This is a genomic window from Methanoculleus taiwanensis (genome assembly GCF_004102725.1).
Taxonomy (GTDB): domain Archaea; phylum Halobacteriota; class Methanomicrobia; order Methanomicrobiales; family Methanoculleaceae; genus Methanoculleus_A; species Methanoculleus_A taiwanensis.
This window is the reverse complement of sequence record NZ_LHQS01000002.1, coordinates 931096-949427: the sequence shown is the minus strand read 5'-3', so window position 1 is coordinate 949427 and position 18332 is coordinate 931096. Positions and strand designations below refer to the sequence as shown.

19 protein-coding genes are annotated in these 18332 nt (G+C 61.3%); 5 read left to right on the top strand and 14 right to left on the bottom strand.

Features of this window, described 5'->3' with window-relative positions; translation table 11 throughout:
• Positions 1 to 40: 40 nt before the first annotated feature.
• Positions 41 to 421 (bottom strand): PDDEXK nuclease domain-containing protein, encoded by a 381-nt coding sequence (locus tag ABH15_RS13890; protein ID WP_206633438.1) that lies wholly within the window; start codon positions 419 to 421, stop codon positions 41 to 43.
• A complete protein-coding gene (locus ABH15_RS14140; protein ID WP_206633437.1) occupies positions 366 to 506 on the bottom strand; it encodes a PDDEXK nuclease domain-containing protein in 141 nt (46 codons plus the stop codon). The genes ABH15_RS13890 and ABH15_RS14140 overlap by 56 nt, the downstream gene beginning before the upstream one ends.
• On the opposite strand from ABH15_RS14140, the gene ABH15_RS13880 reads away from it, so the two are divergent.
• The 3 genes from ABH15_RS13880 to ABH15_RS09410 all read left to right on the top strand — a co-directional run bounded on the left by ABH15_RS13880 (position 456) and on the right by ABH15_RS09410 (position 4034).
• Positions 456 to 611, top strand: coding sequence for an SEC-C metal-binding domain-containing protein (locus ABH15_RS13880; protein WP_206633451.1), 156 nt, complete (start codon positions 456 to 458; stop codon positions 609 to 611). The two genes, ABH15_RS14140 and ABH15_RS13880, sit on opposite strands and share 51 nt — an antisense overlap.
• Positions 612 to 685: 74 nt before the next feature.
• Positions 686 to 1519, top strand: coding sequence for a potassium channel family protein (locus ABH15_RS09415; RefSeq protein WP_128694080.1), 834 nt, complete (start codon positions 686 to 688; stop codon positions 1517 to 1519).
• 163 nt (positions 1520 to 1682) lie between these two features.
• Positions 1683 to 4034 (top strand): arylsulfatase, encoded by a 2352-nt coding sequence (locus tag ABH15_RS09410; protein ID WP_128694079.1) that lies wholly within the window; start codon positions 1683 to 1685, stop codon positions 4032 to 4034.
• 63 nt (positions 4035 to 4097) lie between these two features.
• On the opposite strand, the gene ABH15_RS14005 is transcribed toward ABH15_RS09410, so the two are convergent.
• Positions 4098 to 4691 (bottom strand): HEAT repeat domain-containing protein, encoded by a 594-nt coding sequence (locus tag ABH15_RS14005; RefSeq protein ID WP_128694078.1) that lies wholly within the window; start codon positions 4689 to 4691, stop codon positions 4098 to 4100.
• A 355-nt stretch (positions 4692 to 5046) separates the two neighbouring features.
• Between ABH15_RS14005 and ABH15_RS09400 the strand changes: the two genes are divergently transcribed.
• On the top strand, positions 5047 to 5586 hold the full coding sequence (locus ABH15_RS09400) for an LURP-one-related/scramblase family protein (RefSeq protein WP_128694350.1): 540 nt from the start codon (positions 5047 to 5049) through the stop codon (positions 5584 to 5586).
• A 252-nt stretch (positions 5587 to 5838) separates the two neighbouring features.
• Here the strand turns inward: ABH15_RS09400 and ABH15_RS13865 are convergent, their stop codons facing one another.
• Both ABH15_RS13865 and ABH15_RS09395 read right to left on the bottom strand, forming a co-directional pair.
• Positions 5839 to 6006, bottom strand: a complete 168-nt coding sequence (locus tag ABH15_RS13865; RefSeq protein WP_206633436.1) for a hypothetical protein — start codon at positions 6004 to 6006, stop codon at positions 5839 to 5841.
• A 108-nt stretch (positions 6007 to 6114) separates the two neighbouring features.
• Positions 6115 to 7908, bottom strand: a complete 1794-nt coding sequence (locus tag ABH15_RS09395) for a DUF3821 domain-containing protein (RefSeq protein ID WP_164913701.1) — start codon at positions 7906 to 7908, stop codon at positions 6115 to 6117.
• Between the two features lie 460 nt (positions 7909 to 8368).
• On the opposite strand from ABH15_RS09395, the gene ABH15_RS09390 reads away from it, so the two are divergent.
• Positions 8369 to 10813 (top strand): plasma-membrane proton-efflux P-type ATPase, encoded by a 2445-nt coding sequence (locus ABH15_RS09390; protein ID WP_128694076.1) that lies wholly within the window; start codon positions 8369 to 8371, stop codon positions 10811 to 10813.
• 393 nt (positions 10814 to 11206) lie between these two features.
• On the opposite strand, the gene ABH15_RS09385 is transcribed toward ABH15_RS09390, so the two are convergent.
• The 9 genes from ABH15_RS09385 to ABH15_RS09345 form a co-directional block, all read right to left on the bottom strand.
• Positions 11207 to 11539: a hypothetical protein gene (locus ABH15_RS09385; protein ID WP_128694075.1), complete on the bottom strand. Its 333-nt coding sequence runs from the start codon at positions 11537 to 11539 to the stop codon at positions 11207 to 11209.
• A complete protein-coding gene (locus ABH15_RS09380) occupies positions 11536 to 11808 on the bottom strand; it encodes a hypothetical protein (protein WP_128694074.1) in 273 nt (90 codons plus the stop codon). Before ABH15_RS09380 ends, ABH15_RS09385 begins: the two co-directional genes overlap by 4 nt.
• Positions 11809 to 12047: 239 nt before the next feature.
• Positions 12048 to 12296, bottom strand: coding sequence for a type II toxin-antitoxin system HicB family antitoxin (locus ABH15_RS09375; protein WP_128694073.1), 249 nt, complete (start codon positions 12294 to 12296; stop codon positions 12048 to 12050).
• Positions 12293 to 12652: a HepT-like ribonuclease domain-containing protein gene (locus ABH15_RS09370; RefSeq protein WP_128694072.1), complete on the bottom strand. Its 360-nt coding sequence runs from the start codon at positions 12650 to 12652 to the stop codon at positions 12293 to 12295. Before ABH15_RS09370 ends, ABH15_RS09375 begins: the two co-directional genes overlap by 4 nt.
• Positions 12642 to 12962 carry a nucleotidyltransferase family protein gene (locus tag ABH15_RS09365; RefSeq protein ID WP_241648064.1) on the bottom strand — a complete coding sequence of 107 codons (321 nt, stop codon included), beginning with the start codon at positions 12960 to 12962 and terminating at the stop codon, positions 12642 to 12644. The genes ABH15_RS09370 and ABH15_RS09365 overlap by 11 nt, the downstream gene beginning before the upstream one ends.
• A gap of 128 nt (positions 12963 to 13090) precedes the next feature.
• Positions 13091 to 15538, bottom strand: a complete 2448-nt coding sequence (gene ppsA / locus ABH15_RS09360; protein ID WP_206633435.1) for a phosphoenolpyruvate synthase — start codon at positions 15536 to 15538, stop codon at positions 13091 to 13093.
• Positions 15539 to 15550: 12 nt separating this feature from the next.
• Positions 15551 to 16606 (bottom strand): NAD(P)-dependent oxidoreductase, encoded by a 1056-nt coding sequence (locus tag ABH15_RS09355; RefSeq protein WP_128694069.1) that lies wholly within the window; start codon positions 16604 to 16606, stop codon positions 15551 to 15553.
• A 43-nt stretch (positions 16607 to 16649) separates the two neighbouring features.
• Positions 16650 to 17663 (bottom strand): type I glyceraldehyde-3-phosphate dehydrogenase, encoded by a 1014-nt coding sequence (gene gap, locus ABH15_RS09350; RefSeq protein WP_128694068.1) that lies wholly within the window; start codon positions 17661 to 17663, stop codon positions 16650 to 16652.
• 194 nt (positions 17664 to 17857) lie between these two features.
• The gene (locus ABH15_RS09345; RefSeq protein ID WP_128694067.1) at positions 17858 to 18190 is read right to left on the bottom strand and encodes a hypothetical protein; all 333 of its coding nucleotides are present in this window, start codon (positions 18188 to 18190) and stop codon (positions 17858 to 17860) included.
• Positions 18191 to 18332 lie beyond the last annotated feature (142 nt).

The following is an 18332-nucleotide window of genomic DNA, read 5'->3' as shown; positions in this document are numbered from 1 at the left end:
AATCACACCGTGCCCCGGCATGAATTACATGCCGCCGCCGTCATTCTTTCCCCCGGCCAAGCTCCCCTTCCAGTTCGTCGACCGTCGGCAGCGTCCCGAGCAATTCGTCCGGCAGGGAAGAGGTCAGCGCATACCCCGCAACCCCGATCGGTTTGGTCATATCCTTCAGTGCGTACTCGGCGATGATGCGATTCTTCGTCTTGCAGCGAACAATCCCGATGCTCGGGTTGTCCGCAGGGTGGGCGAGGAGGTCGTCGACCGCCGATAGGGAGAAGTTCATCTTCCCGGCGTATTCGGGGATGAACGCGCCCACCTTCAGGTCGATCGCAACAAACGACCTGAGCCGGAGGTGGTGGAAGAGCAGATCAGATCGTACTCCTGCCCCCCGACCGCCAGATGGTACCGGCTCCCACGAACGCAAACCCCACCCCGAGCTCCAGGAGAAACTCGCAGATGTGATCGATCAGGCCCCGCTCGAGTTCACGCTCCCGCACCGACTCTCCCATCTCGAGAAAGTGATGGAGGGGTATTTTATCGTCTGGATGGCGAGATTGGGCTGCTCCGGCGGGGGCGGGAGCGGGCTGAAGTACAAAAAGTGCTGCGGGAGGTGAATGGTGCGCCGAAACACTGATGACCCTTAAGGACGGTGGGGGTATCATCATACACCGCACGTCTGGAGTTTTCTATGAAGGAGGAATCGGAGTGTCCTGTCGGCTTCAAGGGGTCGAGTTACGAGGGATTCATCCTGTTCCTCTCCCTCCTGTCGGTCTTCAACATCGTCTTCCTCGTCTTCCCCGCCCTCAATCCTGATGCGACCAGGGTCGTTTTCGTCGTAGATCTCTTCTTATCGTCCGTATTCCTGCTGGACTTTCTCTTCAGGTTGTTCACTGCCGAATCGAAGTTGCAGTACTTCCTTCAGGACCGGGGCTGGGCGGATCTCCTCTCCTCGGTGCCTCTCCCCGGCATGAAGATCTTCCGTCTCTCCCGGATTGCACAAGTGGTCTGGCTGATGCGCACATTCGGTATCAGACGGCTGAAATATGACTTTTCTGAACAGCGGGCAGAAGGAGCACTCTTTTTCGTCTTTTTCTTCATCATTCTCCTCGTCGAGGTGAGTGCCATACTCGTACTCGGTGCAGAGCGCACGGCCCCGGGTGCAAACATCCGGACGGCGGGAGACGCACTCTGGTGGGCGTACGTCACAATCGCGACGGTGGGCTACGGTGATCAGTACCCCGTCACCACATGGGGGCGGATTGTGGGCATCGTCATTATGACCGCGGGAGTAAGCGTGTTTGGAACGCTTGCCGGGTTCCTCTCGAATAAACTGACGGCACCCCGGGAGAGACATTCGGAGCAAACCATCCCCATGCAAAGCCGGCAGGGCGAGGCAATGAGCGAGCTTCGGGACATGGTGGCTCACCAGGAGGAGCTGTATCGGGATATCGTTACGCGGCTGGAGAGGATTGAGCAGGCAGTGAAGATCGAGAAGGGCGAAGAAAAAGAGCGGCCGCCATGAGCGGCCGATCGGCCGATACGCGGACCTGGAGATCCACCCCACCCCGCATATCCGGCCAATATAGCGGGGAGCGCCCCGCCAACCAATTATTCTGGGATAAATATAATTAGATCCAGATTCATTGCCTGGCATCCACTCATAGATTCGAGGGGGGAAGGAAGATATGCCTGAAGAATGGAAGGGTGTCATCAATGTCGATTCCCGGGACTCGGTCCCGGACTGGACGCCGTATAAAGAACCGAAAGCGCCCGAAGGTGCCCCGAATGTCCTGATGATCGTGCTCGACGACATCGGGTTCTCCGCCATGTCCTGCTACGGCGGACTGATCGAAACGCCGAACATCGACCGCCTGGCAGATAACGGCCTGCTGTATACCCAGTGGCACACGACGGCACTCTGTTCGCCGACCAGGGCCTGCCTGCTGACCGGCAGGAACCATACCACCGTCGGCATGGCCTGCATCGCAGAGGCGACCACGGGGTTCCCGAACTCCAACGGGCATATCCCGTTCGAGTGCGCCACCCTTGCAGAGGTGCTGGTCGAGCAGGGCTACAACACCTACATGCTGGGGAAGTGGCACCTCTGCCCGCAGGAAGAGATGCATCTGGCCTCGACCAAACGGAACTGGCCGGGCGGCCGGGGGTTCGAACGGTATTACGGTTTCCTGGGAGGCGAGACCAACCAGTGGTATCCGGCCCTGGTCTACGATAATCACCCGGTCGAGCAGCCGAAAATTCCCGAAGAAGGCTACCACCTGACCGAAGATCTCACAGACACCGCGATCGAGTTCATCCGGGACGCCAAGCAGATCAACCCGGACAAACCCTTCTTCATGTACTACTGCCCCGGGGCAACGCACGCTCCGCACCATGCTCCGAAAGAGTGGATCGAGAAGTACCGGGGCAGGTTCGACATGGGCTATGAGCGCTACCGGGAGCTGGTTCTTGCACGGCAGAAGCAGATGGGGATCGTTCCCGAGAATACCGAGCTGCCGCCGATCAACCCTATCGGCACACCGGAGACAAGGACGGGGCCCGAAGGGAAGCCATACCCGGAAACGGACACTGTCAAGCCCTGGGACTCGCTCAACGATGCGGAAAAGCGTCTCTTCACGCGGATGGCCGAGGTGTACGCCGGGTTCCTCGCCCACACCGACGCCCAGATCGGCCGGCTCATCGATTTCCTGGAGGAGAGCGGCGAACTCGACAACACCCTGATCGTGCTCGTCTCCGACAACGGTGCCAGTGCCGAGGGCGGGCCTAACGGCTCGGTCAACGAGAACAAATTCTTCAACGGCATTCCGGATTCTCTCGAAGAAAACCTGCGGATGCTTGACGACCTCGGGAGCCCGAAGACCTACAACCACTACTGCTCGGGGTGGGCGATGGCGTTCAACACCCCGTTCAAGATGTGGAAACGCTACTGCTACGCCGGCGGCATCGCGGATGCCTGCATATTCCACTGGCCGCGGGGAATTCAGGCAAAAGGAGAGAAACGTCACCAGTATCACCATGCCATCGATATAGCGCCCACCATCCTGGAATGCATCGGCATCCCGATGCCCGACGTGGTGAAAGGCTACACCCAGTGGCCGATCGAGGGCATCAGCATGCGCTACACCTACGCGAATAGCGATGCTCCAACAGAGCGGCACACCCAGTTCTACTCCATGCTCGGGTCCCGCGGCTCCTGGCACGATGGCTGGAAGGCGGTGACCACCCATCCGACCATCTCCGGGTGGGGGCACTTCACCGAGGACACCTGGGAGCTCTACCACATCGATGAAGACCGTTCCGAGACCCGCAATCTGGCCGAACAGCACCCGCACAAACTCCTTGAACTGGTAGCACTCTGGTGGCACGAGGCCGGAAAGCACCAGGGGCTGCCGCTCGATGATCGCACAGCACCGGAAGTTCTGACCTCGCCACGGCCCCAGCCCGCGCCGCAACGCAACCTCTTCGTCTACTATCCGAACACCGCCCCGATTCCTGAAGGCGTGGCCGTGAATATCCGCAACCGATCCTATGCCATCGCCGCTGACGTCGATATACCGGGAGGTGGTGCTGAAGGAGTGCTCCTCGCCCTCGGGACCAGGTTCGGTGGCCATGCCCTCTACGTCAGGGACAACCGCCTGCATTACGTCTACAACTTCGTGGGGAGCCTCGAGCAGCATATCGTCTCGGAAGCTCTGGTTCCGGCCGGCAGGAGTATTCTCTCTGCCTCGTTCGCCAAAGACGGCGAAGAACCGCGAGGAACAGCTCACGGGACCCTGACCCTCTATATCAACGACATAAAGGTGGGCGAAGGCAGGATCAAGACCCAACCGGCGTACTTCGATCTCGCCGGCAAAGGGCTTTCTATCGGGCGACAACAGGGCGAGGCGGTGACCGACGACTATCCGGGCAAACCTCCGTGGACATTCACCGGGACGGTCCACAAGATTATGGTGGATGTCACCGGTGAACCGTACGTCCACCTCGAGAAAGAGGCAGCAGCGATGATGGCCCGGGAGTAAGGGGGGCGGCAGTAGGGGAGCGATTGCCAGAGCGAGCGTCTCCCTACAACCGCCTGTCCGCTTTTACTGGGGATTCACCGTCTGTTCGGGAGCAGACCCGAGCTTTTCGAGCGCCCGCTCGATGGGCGTTTCCGGTGCGTGGAAGGTCATCACGGTGACGCAGTCGAGGACGGCAAATTCCACCCGGTCGGGAAACTCCTCGGGCGGGGAGGGACGCCCGGGAGCCCACACGCACTCGAATTCACCCCGCTGCAGCGCCGCTCTGAGAGGGGCGACTGCCCGTGTATCCCCGATCTCTCCGAGTGCCCAGGCTGCAATCCAGACGAAATCGTCGCAGGTACTCGAGAGTGCCCCGATGAGCGGTTCGACCGCCCGCGGATCTTTGAGCCTCCCGAGTGCCCAGGCAGCAACCATGTTCAGGGTAAACGCATCTTCTCCCGAAGCATACGGCCGCGAAAAGTCCAGCGAGGCGATCAGGGGATCGACCGCACGCGCATCTCCGAGGTTGCCGAGGCTGAAGGCCGCTTTCCAGCGCACTTTGGGATTTTCATCGCCCAGTTTTACGATAAGAGACGGTACCGGGTCGTCGCCGAGATCGGAAAATTCCTCCCGCCAGTCCCAGCAGCCTTCTCCAGGTTCTTCCGGTGAGGGGCTCATGTCCGTGGATAGGGCGTGCCTGCATATATGTTTAGCCGGGCATCGCGTGACCCCGGGACGGGGTACGGGATCGAAACCTCCGTCGTCTCCTGCTCAGGGCCAACGGAATCCTGCAATGTTCTGTTTACCGAGCATTTCTACACCGGTCTGATACGATCTGTCGATTTCGGCAGTATAGTGTGGAGCGTTCATTTTTATCGATAAATATAATTAACAGACGATATAATTGGCGCCGGTAGCTGTTCGCCCTGCCTGCCCTCGCCCGCCCGAATACCGGATCATGCGGCCCTACGGTGAACCGGAACAGGCGAGGGGGCACGGGGACGGCGGCTCACCGGTATATGAGGCGATGGCCATGATGCGAAGAAGAGCGGAAGGCGGTCCACGGGGCCGCGAAGAGGCCGGCGGCACGCACCGGTATAAGATGCGTGAAAAACTCGTCTCTATCGGGGACGACTTCTGGATCGAGAACGCAGCGGGAGAGCGGGCGTTCAAGGTGGACGGCAAAGCACTCCGCATCCGGAACACCCTCGTCATCCAGAGCAGGGAAGGGCAGGACCTCTACACGATCCAGGAGCGGATGCTCCGGATCAAGGACACCATGGAGATCGAACGGGGGGGCGGCGGCACCGCCGCGACGATCAAGAAGGCGCTGATCGCACCGCTCCGGGACCGCTGGACGGTGAGTATCCCCGGGGAGGAGGACTGGGATGTGCAGGGCAATATCCTCGACCACGAGTACCATATCGACGCCGGGCGGCGGAACCGGGTTGCGGAGGTCTCCAAAAAGTGGTTCCGGATCCGGGATACCTACGGCGTTGAGGTGGAGCCGGGGCACGACGACGCGCTCGTCCTCACCGTGACGGCGGCGATCGACCAGATGGCGCACGATTAGAACACGAAGAAGAGAGCGACGAGCGTGCCGGAGGGCACGGAGCCGGATCAGGGAGGAATGGATGACAGGATCCGGACATTCAGGCTTACCTGGATTATAGAGATACCATTTGGACCGAGCACACCCCGGACGTTCGACCCGGGTGAAGGTGTGGAGGGAAGAAGGCAGATTCATCCGCGTAACCCGTCGTCGACTGCAGGCAACCGACCATCCCTACTCGACCCGCTCCCCGGAAGGTTTCAGCCGCCCGAACTATTCGATGATCCGTTTCGCCTCCTCCCCGGCATCCCCGATCTCCCGCCTGATATCGATGATGAGCACCTCCCCTTCCTTCGCTCCCTCCGGCGGGAGGTGCAACCGGCATCGCCATGCCGACCGACTCGTCGCCCTCGGGGAGGAGAAACGCCTGACCGTCCTCAATCCTATCCAGCGTCACCGAAAAGTTTCCTCGGGGAGTCGTCCTCGATATCGGCGGGCATGGTAATATGCCGCACGGTGGGCGGCACCAGGCCGCCCATAGGATCACCTTCAGCCGGACGGGAGCCCGGGGGTCGGGACGGTACTCTCGACGACCCGGAAGGCAGCACTCCGGGAAGCTTCGGGCGATACCGATTCAACCGTCACGGTATACTCGCCGGTCTCCAGCGCCGACGCATCGACCTCGAGCGACCACGTGTTGTCCGCTGCCCCCTCCCCGACCAGCACGCTTCCTGACACCACGGTGAGGTCGGATACGTCCGTGACCCTCACCAGCAGCCTCTCATCGACAGCCAGGCTGGTCGTGCCGTCGATCCGGAACGCGGTGTCGACGACCCGGTCACCGATCGGGTTTACTGCAATCCAGGATTCACCGATCCGGAACGTGACCTCCACATAGGTGTCGTCGACGCCGGGTGTGGTGAAAGCATCCAGGAGTGCAGCCCTGGCGGCGGACGGCGTCAGGCTCGCCAGATCGACCGGCGCCGTGCCGGGCACGCGGATGGAACCCGGCGGCACGAAGCAGACGCTCTGCTCTTCGTCCATCATCGGGTGCTGGATGACGGCATCGTACCGCCCGGGGGCCAGGTTGGCGGTGGAGGCCGGATTTAACGTGTAGGCAAAGGTGCCGTTCGCTGCAACGCCCACGGGATCGCTGAAGACGCGGAGGTTCTGCCCGAAGATCCAGACATAGACGTTCCCCGGGTTTCCCGAGGCGTTGCCGGAGATGACGACCGGATCGCCCGGGATGACCGATGCGGGGCGTGCCTCCGCGGTCACCGTCGGCATCGCAAAGACGACACCCGCCGCTGCGTGCTCTGCAGGGCTCGCATAGTCCCGGGGTACCGGTGCTGCAGAGATCGTATAGATACCGGGATCGATCACCGCATGGACGGTGGAGGTATCCCACCGGTACTCCCAGGTACCGTTCGCTTCGACGAGAACCTCGGTGAAGGTCGTCGCAGTGCCGTTCACCACCGGACCGTTCATATCGAGCCTCTCGCCATTCCCGAGGTTCGGGCCGGTCAGGAAGAGGTACACGGCAGTGCTGCCGTCACACGTCCCGCTGATCACGATCTCGTCACCGAGAGCATAGGTGCCGGAACCCGAGACCTCCATCGTGACATCGGCCGAAGCAGGATCGAGAATCTCGAATCTGACGGTGTTCGAGTCGTAACCCTTGCCCTCGAGGCCGGTTCCGTCCGTCCACGTCGCCTGAACCGTATAGGTGCCCGGTTCGGCGCCGGCGAGGTCGATAGCGGGTATCAAAAGGGTGGGCGTACGGAGGGGGACTGAAGAGAGATTGACACCCCCGAAGGCGAGCACCTTCGTGCCGTTCGGCAGGCCGGTTTCGACAGCCAGAGAGGCGAGCGGCGGCTCCGCATACAGCCCTTCCAGGTTATTATCGAGTCTGAACGCGAGAGGGCGGTCACGGGTGACGGTTCTGCCGTTCACGGAGCGGGCTGTACCGTTCAGGACGACATCGAGGGTCACGGACGGATTTTCGACAACGACGAACGGACTGCCGGCGGCAGGGCCGGTCGCGTCCCACGCAGAGTAGGTGCCGGTGACGTCATCGACATCGGTCGCAGTCAGGTCAAAGTCGTCCGGGTTCGCCACATCGATGCTGTTGTTGCCCGACCCCGCCGCACCGGCGCCGTCGTGGACAAGGCGGACGACCGCCGGGTCGAGCCCCGTCAGGTTCAGGCTCTCTTCGCCGACGTATATGGTATCGCCGTTCTGAATGCCTTTCAGCCCGGTCCGCGCTGCGGCGGGGGCACAGAGAAGACCCGCCACCATCAGGAGAACTGATCCGACGACAAGCGACGTTCGATACGAGTCCATGCAAGTCCACCACTCCGGAGCAGCTAGTGACCGGGGAAGAGCGGGAGGCAACCTCTGAGTGCTGTGGTTAGAACAGCACAATCTCCCGCACGAGACCGCCGCCGGATCGTCCACGAGCCCTGCAGAGAGAACGCATGCTCTATCGTCTGCAGGAATCGCGATGCGTGCTTCCAATGCAGCGTGGTTACAGAGGGAGATCATATTAATTCATTTCGAATCTTTGGCCACCAGGAAGAACGATTACGAGTGCCAGTACTACCAGAACCCCACGCGCTTTCGCCGTGGGAGTAGGGCAGATCTTCCACCGGCGCACACCCCGCGGGTCATACTTAACGATTTGCCCCGTACCCGATTCTGTTTCTTCCCGCTCGAAAATGACGGGGATTTTTCCGTATGTGCCCACCCCGGACGACCGTTACTGTTTATATAGGATGGTTCGAAGAGAGTGCCGCGAAGCGGCATGGCGGGTCAGAAGATTACGACGGAGGAGGCCAAAGGCAAAACCATCGACGATCTCTTCGAGAAGCTCTCGTCGCAACGGGACGGGCTGACTGGGTCCGAGGCGCAAAGCCGCGTTCAGACCTACGGGTATAACGAGATTCCGGAGAAGAAAGAGAACCCGCTCCTCACGTTCCTGAAGTACTTCTGGGGCCCGATCCCGTGGATGATCGAAGCGGCGCTCATCATCTCGGCCGTCATCCGGCGCTGGGAGGACTTCGCGATCATCTTCTCGCTGCTCCTCATCAACGCGATCGTCGGTTTCTGGCAGGAACGCCAGGCGGGAAACGCCATTGCGATGCTGAAACAGCGGCTTGCACTCGAAGCTCGGGTGCTGCGCGACGGCTCGTGGCAGAAACTCTCCGCACGCGAACTCGTGCCCGGCGACATCGTCCGCGTGCGGCTCGGGGACGTCGTTCCCGCGGACATCAAGTTCATCGAGGGAGATTACCTCTCGGCAGACGAATCCGCACTGACCGGGGAGTCGATGCCGGTCGATAAACATCTCTCGGACGTCGGGTATTCCGGCTCCATCGTGAAGCAGGGTGAAATGACCGGACTTGTCGTAGCCACGGGACTAGATACCTTCTTCGGCAAAACCGCCCGGCTCGCCGAAGAGGCGGTGACGGTCAGCCACTTTCAGAAAGCCGTTATCAAAATCGGGGACTATCTCATCGTCATGGCGGTCGCCCTGGTTGCCGTCACCTTCATCGTCTCGATCTTCCGGCAGGAGAACCTGCTCGAAGCGCTCCAGTTCGCCCTTGTCCTGATCGTGGCGGCGATTCCGGCGGCAATGCCGGCCGTCCTCTCCATCACCATGGCAGTCGGGGCAATGGCGCTCGCCCGGAAAGAGGCCATCGTCAGCAGACTGGTTGCCATCGAGGAGATGGCCGGGGTCGACATCCTCTGCTCCGATAAAACCGGAACGATAACGGAGAACCGCCTCACCCTCTCCGATATCGTGCCGTTCGAAGCGGCCTCGAAGGAGGATGTGCTGCTGGACGCCGTACTCGCATCGAGGGAAGAAGATCAGGATACCATCGATATGGCGATCATCACGTCGGAACAGGCGAAAAGCCGGCGGGAAAAAGCCGCAACATACAAAGTTCTGAATTTCAAACCCTTCGATCCGGTCGTTAAGCGCACGGAAGCCGCCGTTCAGGATCCGGACGGCAACCGCTTTACCGTGGCAAAGGGTGCGCCGCAGGTGATCCTGCAGCTGACGGGCGGGAGCAGGGGTTTCGAAGAGCGCATCGACGAGCTCTCGAACGACTTTGCGAAGAGGGGGTTTCGGATGCTCGGCGTGGCGAGGAGCGATGCCGAAGGCGCCTGGTCGTATGCCGGCGTGCTCGGCCTCTACGATCCGCCCCGCGACGATTCGGCGGCAACCATCAAAACCGCACAGGAGATGGGACTTGAGATCAAGATGGTCACCGGCGACCATGTGGCAATCGCGAAGGAGATTGCACGGGAAGTGAACCTGAAGTCCGAGATCGTCACCGCCGACGCCTTCTTAAAAGAGCACGACGCCGAGGCGGGAGAGATCGTGGAAAAGGCGGACGGGTTTGCCGAGGTCTTTCCCGAACATAAGTACCGGATCGTCTCGCTCTTGCAGGGGCGGAGGCATATCGTCGGCATGACCGGCGACGGCGTGAACGATGCGCCTGCCCTCAAAAAGGCGGACGTCGGCATCGCGGTTGCCGGCGCCACGGATGCGGCGAAATCGGCGGCCTCGATCGTCTTCACAAAACCGGGGCTCTCGGTCATCATCGATGCGATACAGGAGAGCCGGAAGATATTCCAGCGGATGAACCACTACGTCATCTACCGTATTACCGAGACAATTCGGGTGCTCTTCTTCGTCACCCTCTCCATTCTGCTCTTCACCTTCTTCCCGATCACCGCTCTCATGATCGTGCTGCTGGCGCTCCTGAACGATATTCCGATCATGACCATCGCCTACGACAACGTCATCTCCTCGCCATCCCCTGAAAAATGGAAGATGCAGGAGATCCTCACCCTCTCGACGATCCTCGGATTCGTAGGAGTCGTCTTTTCATTCACCCTCCTGTACATCGCACAGGGGCCGCTGCACCTGAGCCTTCCGGTCATTCAGTCGCTTATTTTTCTGAAACTGGCGGTGGCGGGGCACCTCACCATCTTCGTCACCCGCACGAGGGGCCCCTTCTGGTCGATCAGGCCGGGAGCGGCGCTGCTCTGGTCGGCGATCATTACAAAGATCATCGCGACAATCATCGTGGTGTACGGGATCTTCGTCACGCCGATCGGCTGGTACCTGGCAGGGTTCGTCTGGCTCTATGCCATCGTCGGATTCCTGGTTCTGGATTTCATCAAGGTCGAGACGTACAGGATCATCGACCATAGCGGGATACGGTTCTCCCGGTAGGGCGGGTGTGCCGCCGGGGCCGCAGGCGAGCGTCCCCGGTTCATAGGCACGTGTTCAGGGGATGGTGTTTGGAGATTGACAGGCGGTAAAGACGTGAGAGCCAAAAATGTGGGTTTGCCTCGAAGATGCTCCTGCGATGCATGCGGATCGATTCGGCTCCGGGGAACGGTGGCCAGTTCGTGAAGCGCCGGTTGGCCATCTGCTCGCGGGCGGCGCCCCTCCCGGCGAGGATGGCCGCGAGGTGCTCCCGGCCGCTCGGCTCCGGGATCTCCCGCCCTTTTTGCCCGGTGGCACCGCTTCGGTCGTAGCCGACGCCCGGGCGTCCCGGCAGATGACTGTCTACGGGTAGGCTGGGAGCGAATGGATGCCGGCACCATCGCGGCAGGTTTGTACTCAGTACCCAAAGCGGCGATCGTAGCCGGTATGATCCAACCACTCGATGATGACCGCGATCGTGTCGCCGTCGCTGGCCACGGTATACATCAGTCTCCATGACCGGGAGAGGTTGTACTTCCAGAGGTTCTGTATCGGAGGCTGCCGCTGCAGGTAGACCTTCGGGATCTGCCTCTTCGGGACCTGCGTGCCGCAAAAAGCGTTGGCTGCTATCGCATCGAGGGCTCTGTCCAGGAGGGCGGCCAGTTCCTGTTCGTCCGTGCGGGTCGAGGCCTTCAGAGCCTCAAAGGCTCCTTTTACCTTTGCATCTGCAAAATAGATCGCGGCCTTCATCTGATCCGCAGGTCCTCGCGGGCCAGGTACCACCGGGCGAGATCCGGGTTGTAGATCCAGCAGACCTTCCCCCGTGCATCGATGGCGATCTTGTTTGACTCCAGGAGGTATTCGATGACCGTCTTGAACGTCTGATACATCACCTTTCGCGGCAGGCGCTCCCATAGCGCCCGGCGGCGGTATTCGCCGCTGTGCTCCCGGATAAAATCTTCGACCATTCTGATCGTATCGAGGGTGGGGGAATGGGCGGACCCGGCGCTCGCAGACATGATCTCACTGTTGTTGTATGGAGATATATAACAAACGGATCCGACAACCGCTGGGACTCGTTTGCCGATCTTCCGTCTCCCGGTGCCAGCAGATACTGCTTCTCGGAGGCTTTGACGTCGGCCGGGGTTACGGGTCGCGGTTTTCATTTCATCCGGAACATCGGACTTGCCCGGCCGTTCGCCATAGGTCTACCGACATGATTCATCGGGCAGGCGAAAAATGGAGATCGTTACCGGGATCACACCATCTGCTCGCGGGCGGCGCCCTTCCCGGCAAGGATGGCCGCGAGGATCTCCCGGCCGCCCGGCTCCGGGATCTCCCGCCCCTCTTCGTAGGCGGTCTTTAGCCAGAGGTCGACAGCCACCTTCACTTCAGCGAGCGCCTCCTCTTCGGTCTCGCCGAACGCGGAACAGCCGGGAAGCTCCAAAGCGACGGCGATGAACCCCTCGTCCTCGTCGCTCGGGACGATCCAGATCGAATAGGTCATCGATCGCGCCCCTCTTCCGAGAGCAACGCCGAATAGACTGCCTGTATCTTCGGCTTGGCTGCCGGAACCTCGTTCTGCACCACATCCAGAACGAGTTCCCACCTGACGCTAAAGTACCCGTGGATCAGTCTGTCCCGCATCCGTGCCATACCGTTCCAGGGAATGTCGGGATACCGTGCCCTGACCTCGGGGGAGAGGTTCTTCGACGCCTCCCCGATGACCTCAAGGCTCCGGAGAACCGATCGCTTCATCACCTCATCCCGGACGATCTCCTCGAAGGATCGGCCGGAGAAGTAGGCCTCGATAAACTCCATCTCCTCGAGGATGTGGGCGAGGTACACGGAGTCACGCTTCACACCAGACCACCTCGCTCTCCACATCCTGCCGGATGAGAGGATCGAGCCCTCCGACGGTGAGCAGATCGACCTTCCGCCCGTAGAGGTCCTCCAGGAAATCGGCGAGCGCTGAAAAGTTCCGGAACGTGAGGCAGTCCGGCGACAGCTCGACCAGCACATCCACGTCGCTCTCCGGCCGGTCGTCGCCCCGGGCGGTCGACCCGAAGATGCCGATCTTCGTTACGCCGAACCGCTCCCGGAGCAGCGGGAGCACTTCTTCGAGCTGAGCGACGAACGTGCTCTTCTCCCCACGCTGCGCCCGGACCGTCATACGGATTCTGCTCGCCTCCTGATCGTATCTGGGGGTGAGGAGATGATGAAGATTGCCCCTCCCGGGGCAGGCGGTGAGCATCAGAGTTCGCCCTTCCGCTTCTTCTTCTCGATCAGCTCGTTCGGCAGTTACCGGGGCACCGGGGCAACCCTCTCCCTCCCCTTTTCCGCTTTCATCCGCTCCTCCGTCTCCACCACCCGGAGCGTGATCTTCAGCAGTGCGTCCGGGTTGACCGAGATGGAGTTGATGCCCTGCTCGACCAGAAAGTCGGCGAACTCGGGAAAATCGCTCGGCGCCTGGCCGCACAGCCCGCTGTGCCGGCCGTTCCGCCGGCACCCCTCGACGGCCACGGCAACCATCTTCTCGACACCCGGGTCGCGTTCGTCGAACTCCTGCACGATGATCGCGGAGTCGCGGTCGACGCCGAGCGTCAGCTGGGTTAGGTCGTTCGACCCGATCGAAAACCCGTCGAAGAACTCGCTGAACTCGTCGATCAAAACGATGTTGTTCGGGATTTCGCACATCTGGTAGACCTGAAGGCCGTTCTCGCCGCGCCGAAGACCGTTCTTCCCGAGTTCCTCGATGACCCGCTTTGCCTCCTCGACCCGCCGGCAGAAGGGGATCATGATGATCAGGTTCACAAGCCCCATCTCGTCCCGGACGCGTTTCATCGCCCGGCACTCGAGCGCAAAGCCCTCCCGGTACCGCTCGTCGTAGTACCTGACCGCGCCGCGGAAACCGAGCATCGGGTTGGCCTCCTCCGGCTCGAAGTACTCCCCCCCGAGCAGGTTCGCGTACTCGTTGGTCTTGAAGTCGCTCATCCGGACGACGACGGGGTTCGGGTAGAAGGCCGCGGCAATAGTGCCGGCGCCTTCTGCAAGTTTCTCGACGAAATAGTCCGCTTTATCGGCGTAACCGGAGGTGAGATCGTCGATCTCTTCCCGGACAGCCGCATTCTCGACCTTATCCTGGTGAATGAGCGCCATCGGATGGACTTTGATAGAGCTTGCGATGATAAACTCCATCCTGGCAAGCCCTATGCCGTCGTTTGGGATCATCGCAAGCCCGAACGCCTCGTCCGGGTTCCCGAGGTTCATCATCATCTCGGTCCTCGGCCGCTTGAGGCCTTTCAGGCTGGTCTTTTCGACGTGGAACTTTAAGATCCCGCTGTAGACATAGCCCTCCTCGCCCTCGGCGCAGCTGACCGTCACGTCGGTGCCGGTCGGGATCTTCTCGGTCGCATCTCCCGTGCCGACGACGGCGGGAATGCCGAGTTCGCGGCTGACGATGGCGGCGTGCGAGGTTCTCCCCCCGCGGTTCGTGACGATAGCCCCGGCCGTCTTCATCACCGGTTCCCAGTCCGGCGTCGTGGTGTCGGAGATCAGGATCTCACCCGGTTTGAAGGTCGAGAGCCTCGAGACGTCCGTGATGACGCGGGCCTTCCCCGCGGCGATCGCATCACCGATGCTCTTTCCCGTCACCAGGACTTCGCCCCGTTCGTCCATCCGGAACGTCTCGAGGATATCCCCGGTCTTCTGCGACTGCACCGTCTCGGGACGGGCCTGGACGATGAAGAGCTCTCCGGTCTCGCCATCTTTCGCCCACTCGATATCCATCGGCACCAGCTTGCCGGCTTTCTCCGAGTAGTGATCCTCGATGGTGAGCGCGTATCCGGCGAGCGTCAGCACGTCGTCGTCCGTGATACAGAACGTCTTCCGATCGGCCTCCGGCACCTCGACGTTCCGGGTCACCTCCTTGGCCCCGCCGCGGCCGTAGATTAGCTTCATCTTTTTATCGCCGAGGTTCTTCCGGACGAGCGCCCGGTATCCCTTCCGGAAGGTCGGCTTGAAGACATAGAACTCGTCAGGGTTGACGGCACCCTGGACGATGTTCTCGCCAAGGCCGTACGACCCGGTGACGAGCACCACGTCCCGGAATCCGGTATCGGTGTCGAGCGTGAAGATGACCCCGCTCGAAGATAAGTCCGAGCGGACCATCTTCATGACGCCGACCGAGAGGGCGACCTTGAACTGGTCGAACCGGTTGTCCACCCGGTAGGCGATCGCCCGGTCGGTGAAGAGGGAGGCAAGACATTTGCTGACCGCTTCCCGCAGCGCCTGGTAGCCGCGGATGTTCAGGTAGGTCTCCTGCTGGCCGGCAAACGACGCCGTGGGGAGGTCCTCCGCCGTGGCCGAGCTCCGGACGGCAACGTCCGTCTCCGCGCCGTACTCGTCGCAGAGCATATCGTACGCGCCCTTCACTTCGGCCCAGAGATCGTCCGGAATGCCTGCCCCGAGGATGAGGTCGCGTGCACGTTTCCCCCGGGTCGCGAGATCGGTGACATTGTTCCGATCCAGCCCTTCCATGGCAGACTTCATCTCGTCGAGGATTCCCCCGGACTTCAGCACGTGCCAGTAGCCGTCGGCGGTAATGGCGAACCCGTCCGGGATCTTCACGCCTTTCGCGGTCAGTTCACTGTACATCTCTCCGAGCGAGGCGTTCTTTCCGCCGACCAGAGGAACATCTTCGTTTCTGATATCCTCGAACCAGCGGATATACTGCGCATTCTGTTTCATATTCATCTCCTCCTACCGTGCCGCCGGTGCAGCTCGCGCCGCCGGCTTATGGTATGTCTCGGCAACCACGTTCTGCGGGTTGCCGGCAAAGAACGCCCTGATATTGTCGGCACTGGTGGCCAGTATCCGCTCCAGGGCCTCCGCCGTGTTGTAGGCGTTATGCGGGGTGAGGATCGCGCGATCGGAGTGCAGGATGGAGAAACTCTCCATCGCCTCCCGCAGCACGATCGCGGCGACATCATCCCTTTTTAAGAATTCTTCTTCGATCCAGACCTGTTCCCCTTCAAAGGTATCGAGTGCGACCCCGCCGAGGCGCCCGTCCCGCAGGGCATCGGAGACGGCCCCCGTGTCCACCACTCTTCCCCGGGAGGTGTTGATGAGCAGTGCGGTATGCTTAAGCAGCCCCAGCCGCTCGGCATTGATCAGGTGGTGCGTGGATTTCGTGTAGGGGACGTGCAGGCTGATGACGTCCGACTGCCCGAGGACCTCCTCGAGGCTCAGGTAGGTCACCCCGTACTGCTCGGCGAGATCAGGTTTCGGATGCGGGTCGTAGGCGATCACCGTCATGCCGGCCGCCCATGCAAGGCGTGCAAGGTGCGACCCAATATGGCCGGTGCCGATCAGCCCGAGGGTCTTTCCCTTCAGGTCCGATCCCCGCAGACCCTCGCGGCTGAACTCGCCCTGCTCGACCCGCCGGAACGTCGGCCGAAGCTTCCGGGTGAGCGCCAGCATAAGCCCGAACGCATACTCCGCCACGGTGTTGTCGCCATACGACGGCACATTGCAGACGGCGATGTTGCGCTTCCTGCAGGCTTCCAGATCGATATTGTCAAAGCCGGTGGACATAGCGGCGATCATCCGAAGATTCGGCAATGTGTCCAGGATCTCACGCGTGACATGTGATTGAACGAATACCCCTACCCCGTCTGCATCCCGGGCAAGCGGTGCACTCTGGATTGTAAGCGGTTCGCCGTGCACGGCAACATCGTAGCCGCTCTCTCCCGCGAACGCATCACGGATTACAGCCTGCTCCTGCTCATCCAGATCGAAAAAAACCAGTTTTGTCATGATGATTCCCCCATATGGGCAGTCCGATCGTGTGGCTTTGGCATCATCCCTCCTCCCGGGACGCCATGTACGAAGCGAGGTCGACCATGCGCCGGGCATACCCGAACTCATTGTCGTACCAGACCATGACCCGGGCCATCCGCCCGTCGACGACGCTCGTGGATCGTCCGTCGACCACGCCGGAATGAGGGTCGTTGATGATGTCCGCCGAAACCAGGTATTCCTCCGTATACGCAAGGATTCCCTGCATGTGCCCCTCGGCAGCCGTTTTCATGGCCGCATTCACCTCATCCGCCGTCACCTTCCGCTGCAGCTCTGCAACGATATCGATGATCGATCCGTCCGGGATGGGTGCCCGCACCGCGATCGCATCCATCCTGCCGGCGAGTTCCGGCAGGACGTGCGTGGTGGCGACGGCGGCGCCGGTCGTCGTCGGAATCAGCGAGACCGCCGCAGCACGTCCGCGGCGCACTTTCTTCGCGGCCTTATCGACCAGCGCCTGGGTGGCGGTATAGGCATGAATCGCCGTCGCCATCAGGTGGTCGACGCCGAAGGCATCGTTGAGCACCTTCGCTGCCGGCGCCAGAGCGTTGGTCGTGCAGGATGCGTTCGAGACGACGGTATGCCCGGCCGGATCGTAGGCCGATTCGTTGACACCCAGCACGACCGTCAGATCGGGATTGTGCGACGGTGCGCTGATGATGACCCGGGACGCCCCGGCCTCGAGATGCTTTGCAGCATCGTTCCTGTCGGTGAACCGCCCGGTGCATTCGAGCACCAGATCGACGCCGAGATCGTTCCACGGCAGGGCGGCAGGGTTCCGCTCGCCGAGCACGGCCACCTCCCGCGACCCGAACCGGAGGCGGTCCTGCCCCGCCTCGACCGGGAAGGGCGCTTTCCCGTGCACCGAGTCGTACTTCACCAGGTAGGCGAGCACCTCCGGCGGTTTCGGATCGTTGACCGCAACTATCTCGATGTTGCCCGGTGGGTCGATCAGGTAATTAGAGAGAATCATCCGCCCGATACGCCCGAATCCATTTATTGCAACTTTTTTCATGGCAGTCCCCCCTCGCGGACGGGTGCCTATGCCACCCGAGTGTATAACCTTTGCCCCAATCCGCAGATGCCGGAATCGGTCGTGGCGGATGCTACTGACAGACGCAGTTCTACCCGCTCGTTTCGTGTGAGAAAGCCCCGTTCCAACCAAGCCTGCTTTACCACTGCCTCGGCAGCCCGGATTGTTGTCGAGGTCTATTGGATCACTGCACGGGGACTGCTTCCGTGCGCCGGGATCAGGGCGGTCTTGCCGCCCTGGAAGCGTGCCGTTATAGGATCGTGCCGGTACGGCAACGTCCGGTTGAGCGTATCATGCAGCGATTCGGTCGCCGGGAGGTCAGCAGGCTCCGGGTCTGGATAGCGGCGTCCCACGGGGGCGTCATAGCCGCGCCGCCGGAGGTGCACCTGTACTGTGCCGTACATTTCGGCGGTTTCATGTTTATCGAGACGCTGCAGGACGCCGTAACTCTCCTCGTTCAGCCCCCAGAACCGGTGCACGGCGATCTCCATGAGATCCGTATCGTCCATCACGACCTAGCGCACACCGGGAATGGATGCGACCCTGCCGAAGTCGCATCGACAGGAGAGCCGGAATGCGAAACATTCCCTGCCCCGAGAGGACGGCTGAGCCAACTCGCGCTCCATGGGGGAGAGGTGAGCAACATCATTA

What these genes read in the sequence shown, in the direction of transcription:
- ABH15_RS14140 (WP_206633437.1), bottom strand. Translation starts at nt 506, where the DNA reads ATGGGAGAGTCGGTGCGGGAGCGTGAACTCGAGCGGGGCCTGATCGAT.
- ABH15_RS09415 (WP_128694080.1), top strand. Translation starts at nt 686, where the DNA reads ATGAAGGAGGAATCGGAGTGTCCTGTCGGCTTCAAGGGGTCGAGTTAC.
- ABH15_RS09410 (WP_128694079.1), top strand. Translation starts at nt 1,683, where the DNA reads ATGCCTGAAGAATGGAAGGGTGTCATCAATGTCGATTCCCGGGACTCG.
- ABH15_RS14005 (WP_128694078.1), bottom strand. Translation starts at nt 4,691, where the DNA reads ATGAGCCCCTCACCGGAAGAACCTGGAGAAGGCTGCTGGGACTGGCGG.
- ABH15_RS09400 (WP_128694350.1), top strand. Translation starts at nt 5,047, where the DNA reads ATGATGCGAAGAAGAGCGGAAGGCGGTCCACGGGGCCGCGAAGAGGCC.
- ABH15_RS09395 (WP_164913701.1), bottom strand. Translation starts at nt 7,908, where the DNA reads ATGGACTCGTATCGAACGTCGCTTGTCGTCGGATCAGTTCTCCTGATG.
- ABH15_RS09390 (WP_128694076.1), top strand. Translation starts at nt 8,369, where the DNA reads ATGGCGGGTCAGAAGATTACGACGGAGGAGGCCAAAGGCAAAACCATC.
- ABH15_RS09385 (WP_128694075.1), bottom strand. Translation starts at nt 11,539, where the DNA reads ATGAAGGCCGCGATCTATTTTGCAGATGCAAAGGTAAAAGGAGCCTTT.
- ABH15_RS09380 (WP_128694074.1), bottom strand. Translation starts at nt 11,808, where the DNA reads ATGTCTGCGAGCGCCGGGTCCGCCCATTCCCCCACCCTCGATACGATC.
- ABH15_RS09375 (WP_128694073.1), bottom strand. Translation starts at nt 12,296, where the DNA reads ATGACCTATTCGATCTGGATCGTCCCGAGCGACGAGGACGAGGGGTTC.
- ABH15_RS09365 (WP_241648064.1), bottom strand. Translation starts at nt 12,962, where the DNA reads ATGACGGTCCGGGCGCAGCGTGGGGAGAAGAGCACGTTCGTCGCTCAG.
- ppsA (WP_206633435.1), bottom strand. Translation starts at nt 15,538, where the DNA reads ATGAAACAGAATGCGCAGTATATCCGCTGGTTCGAGGATATCAGAAAC.
- ABH15_RS09355 (WP_128694069.1), bottom strand. Translation starts at nt 16,606, where the DNA reads ATGACAAAACTGGTTTTTTTCGATCTGGATGAGCAGGAGCAGGCTGTA.
- gap (WP_128694068.1), bottom strand. Translation starts at nt 17,663, where the DNA reads ATGAAAAAAGTTGCAATAAATGGATTCGGGCGTATCGGGCGGATGATT.
- ABH15_RS09345 (WP_128694067.1), bottom strand. Translation starts at nt 18,190, where the DNA reads ATGGACGATACGGATCTCATGGAGATCGCCGTGCACCGGTTCTGGGGG.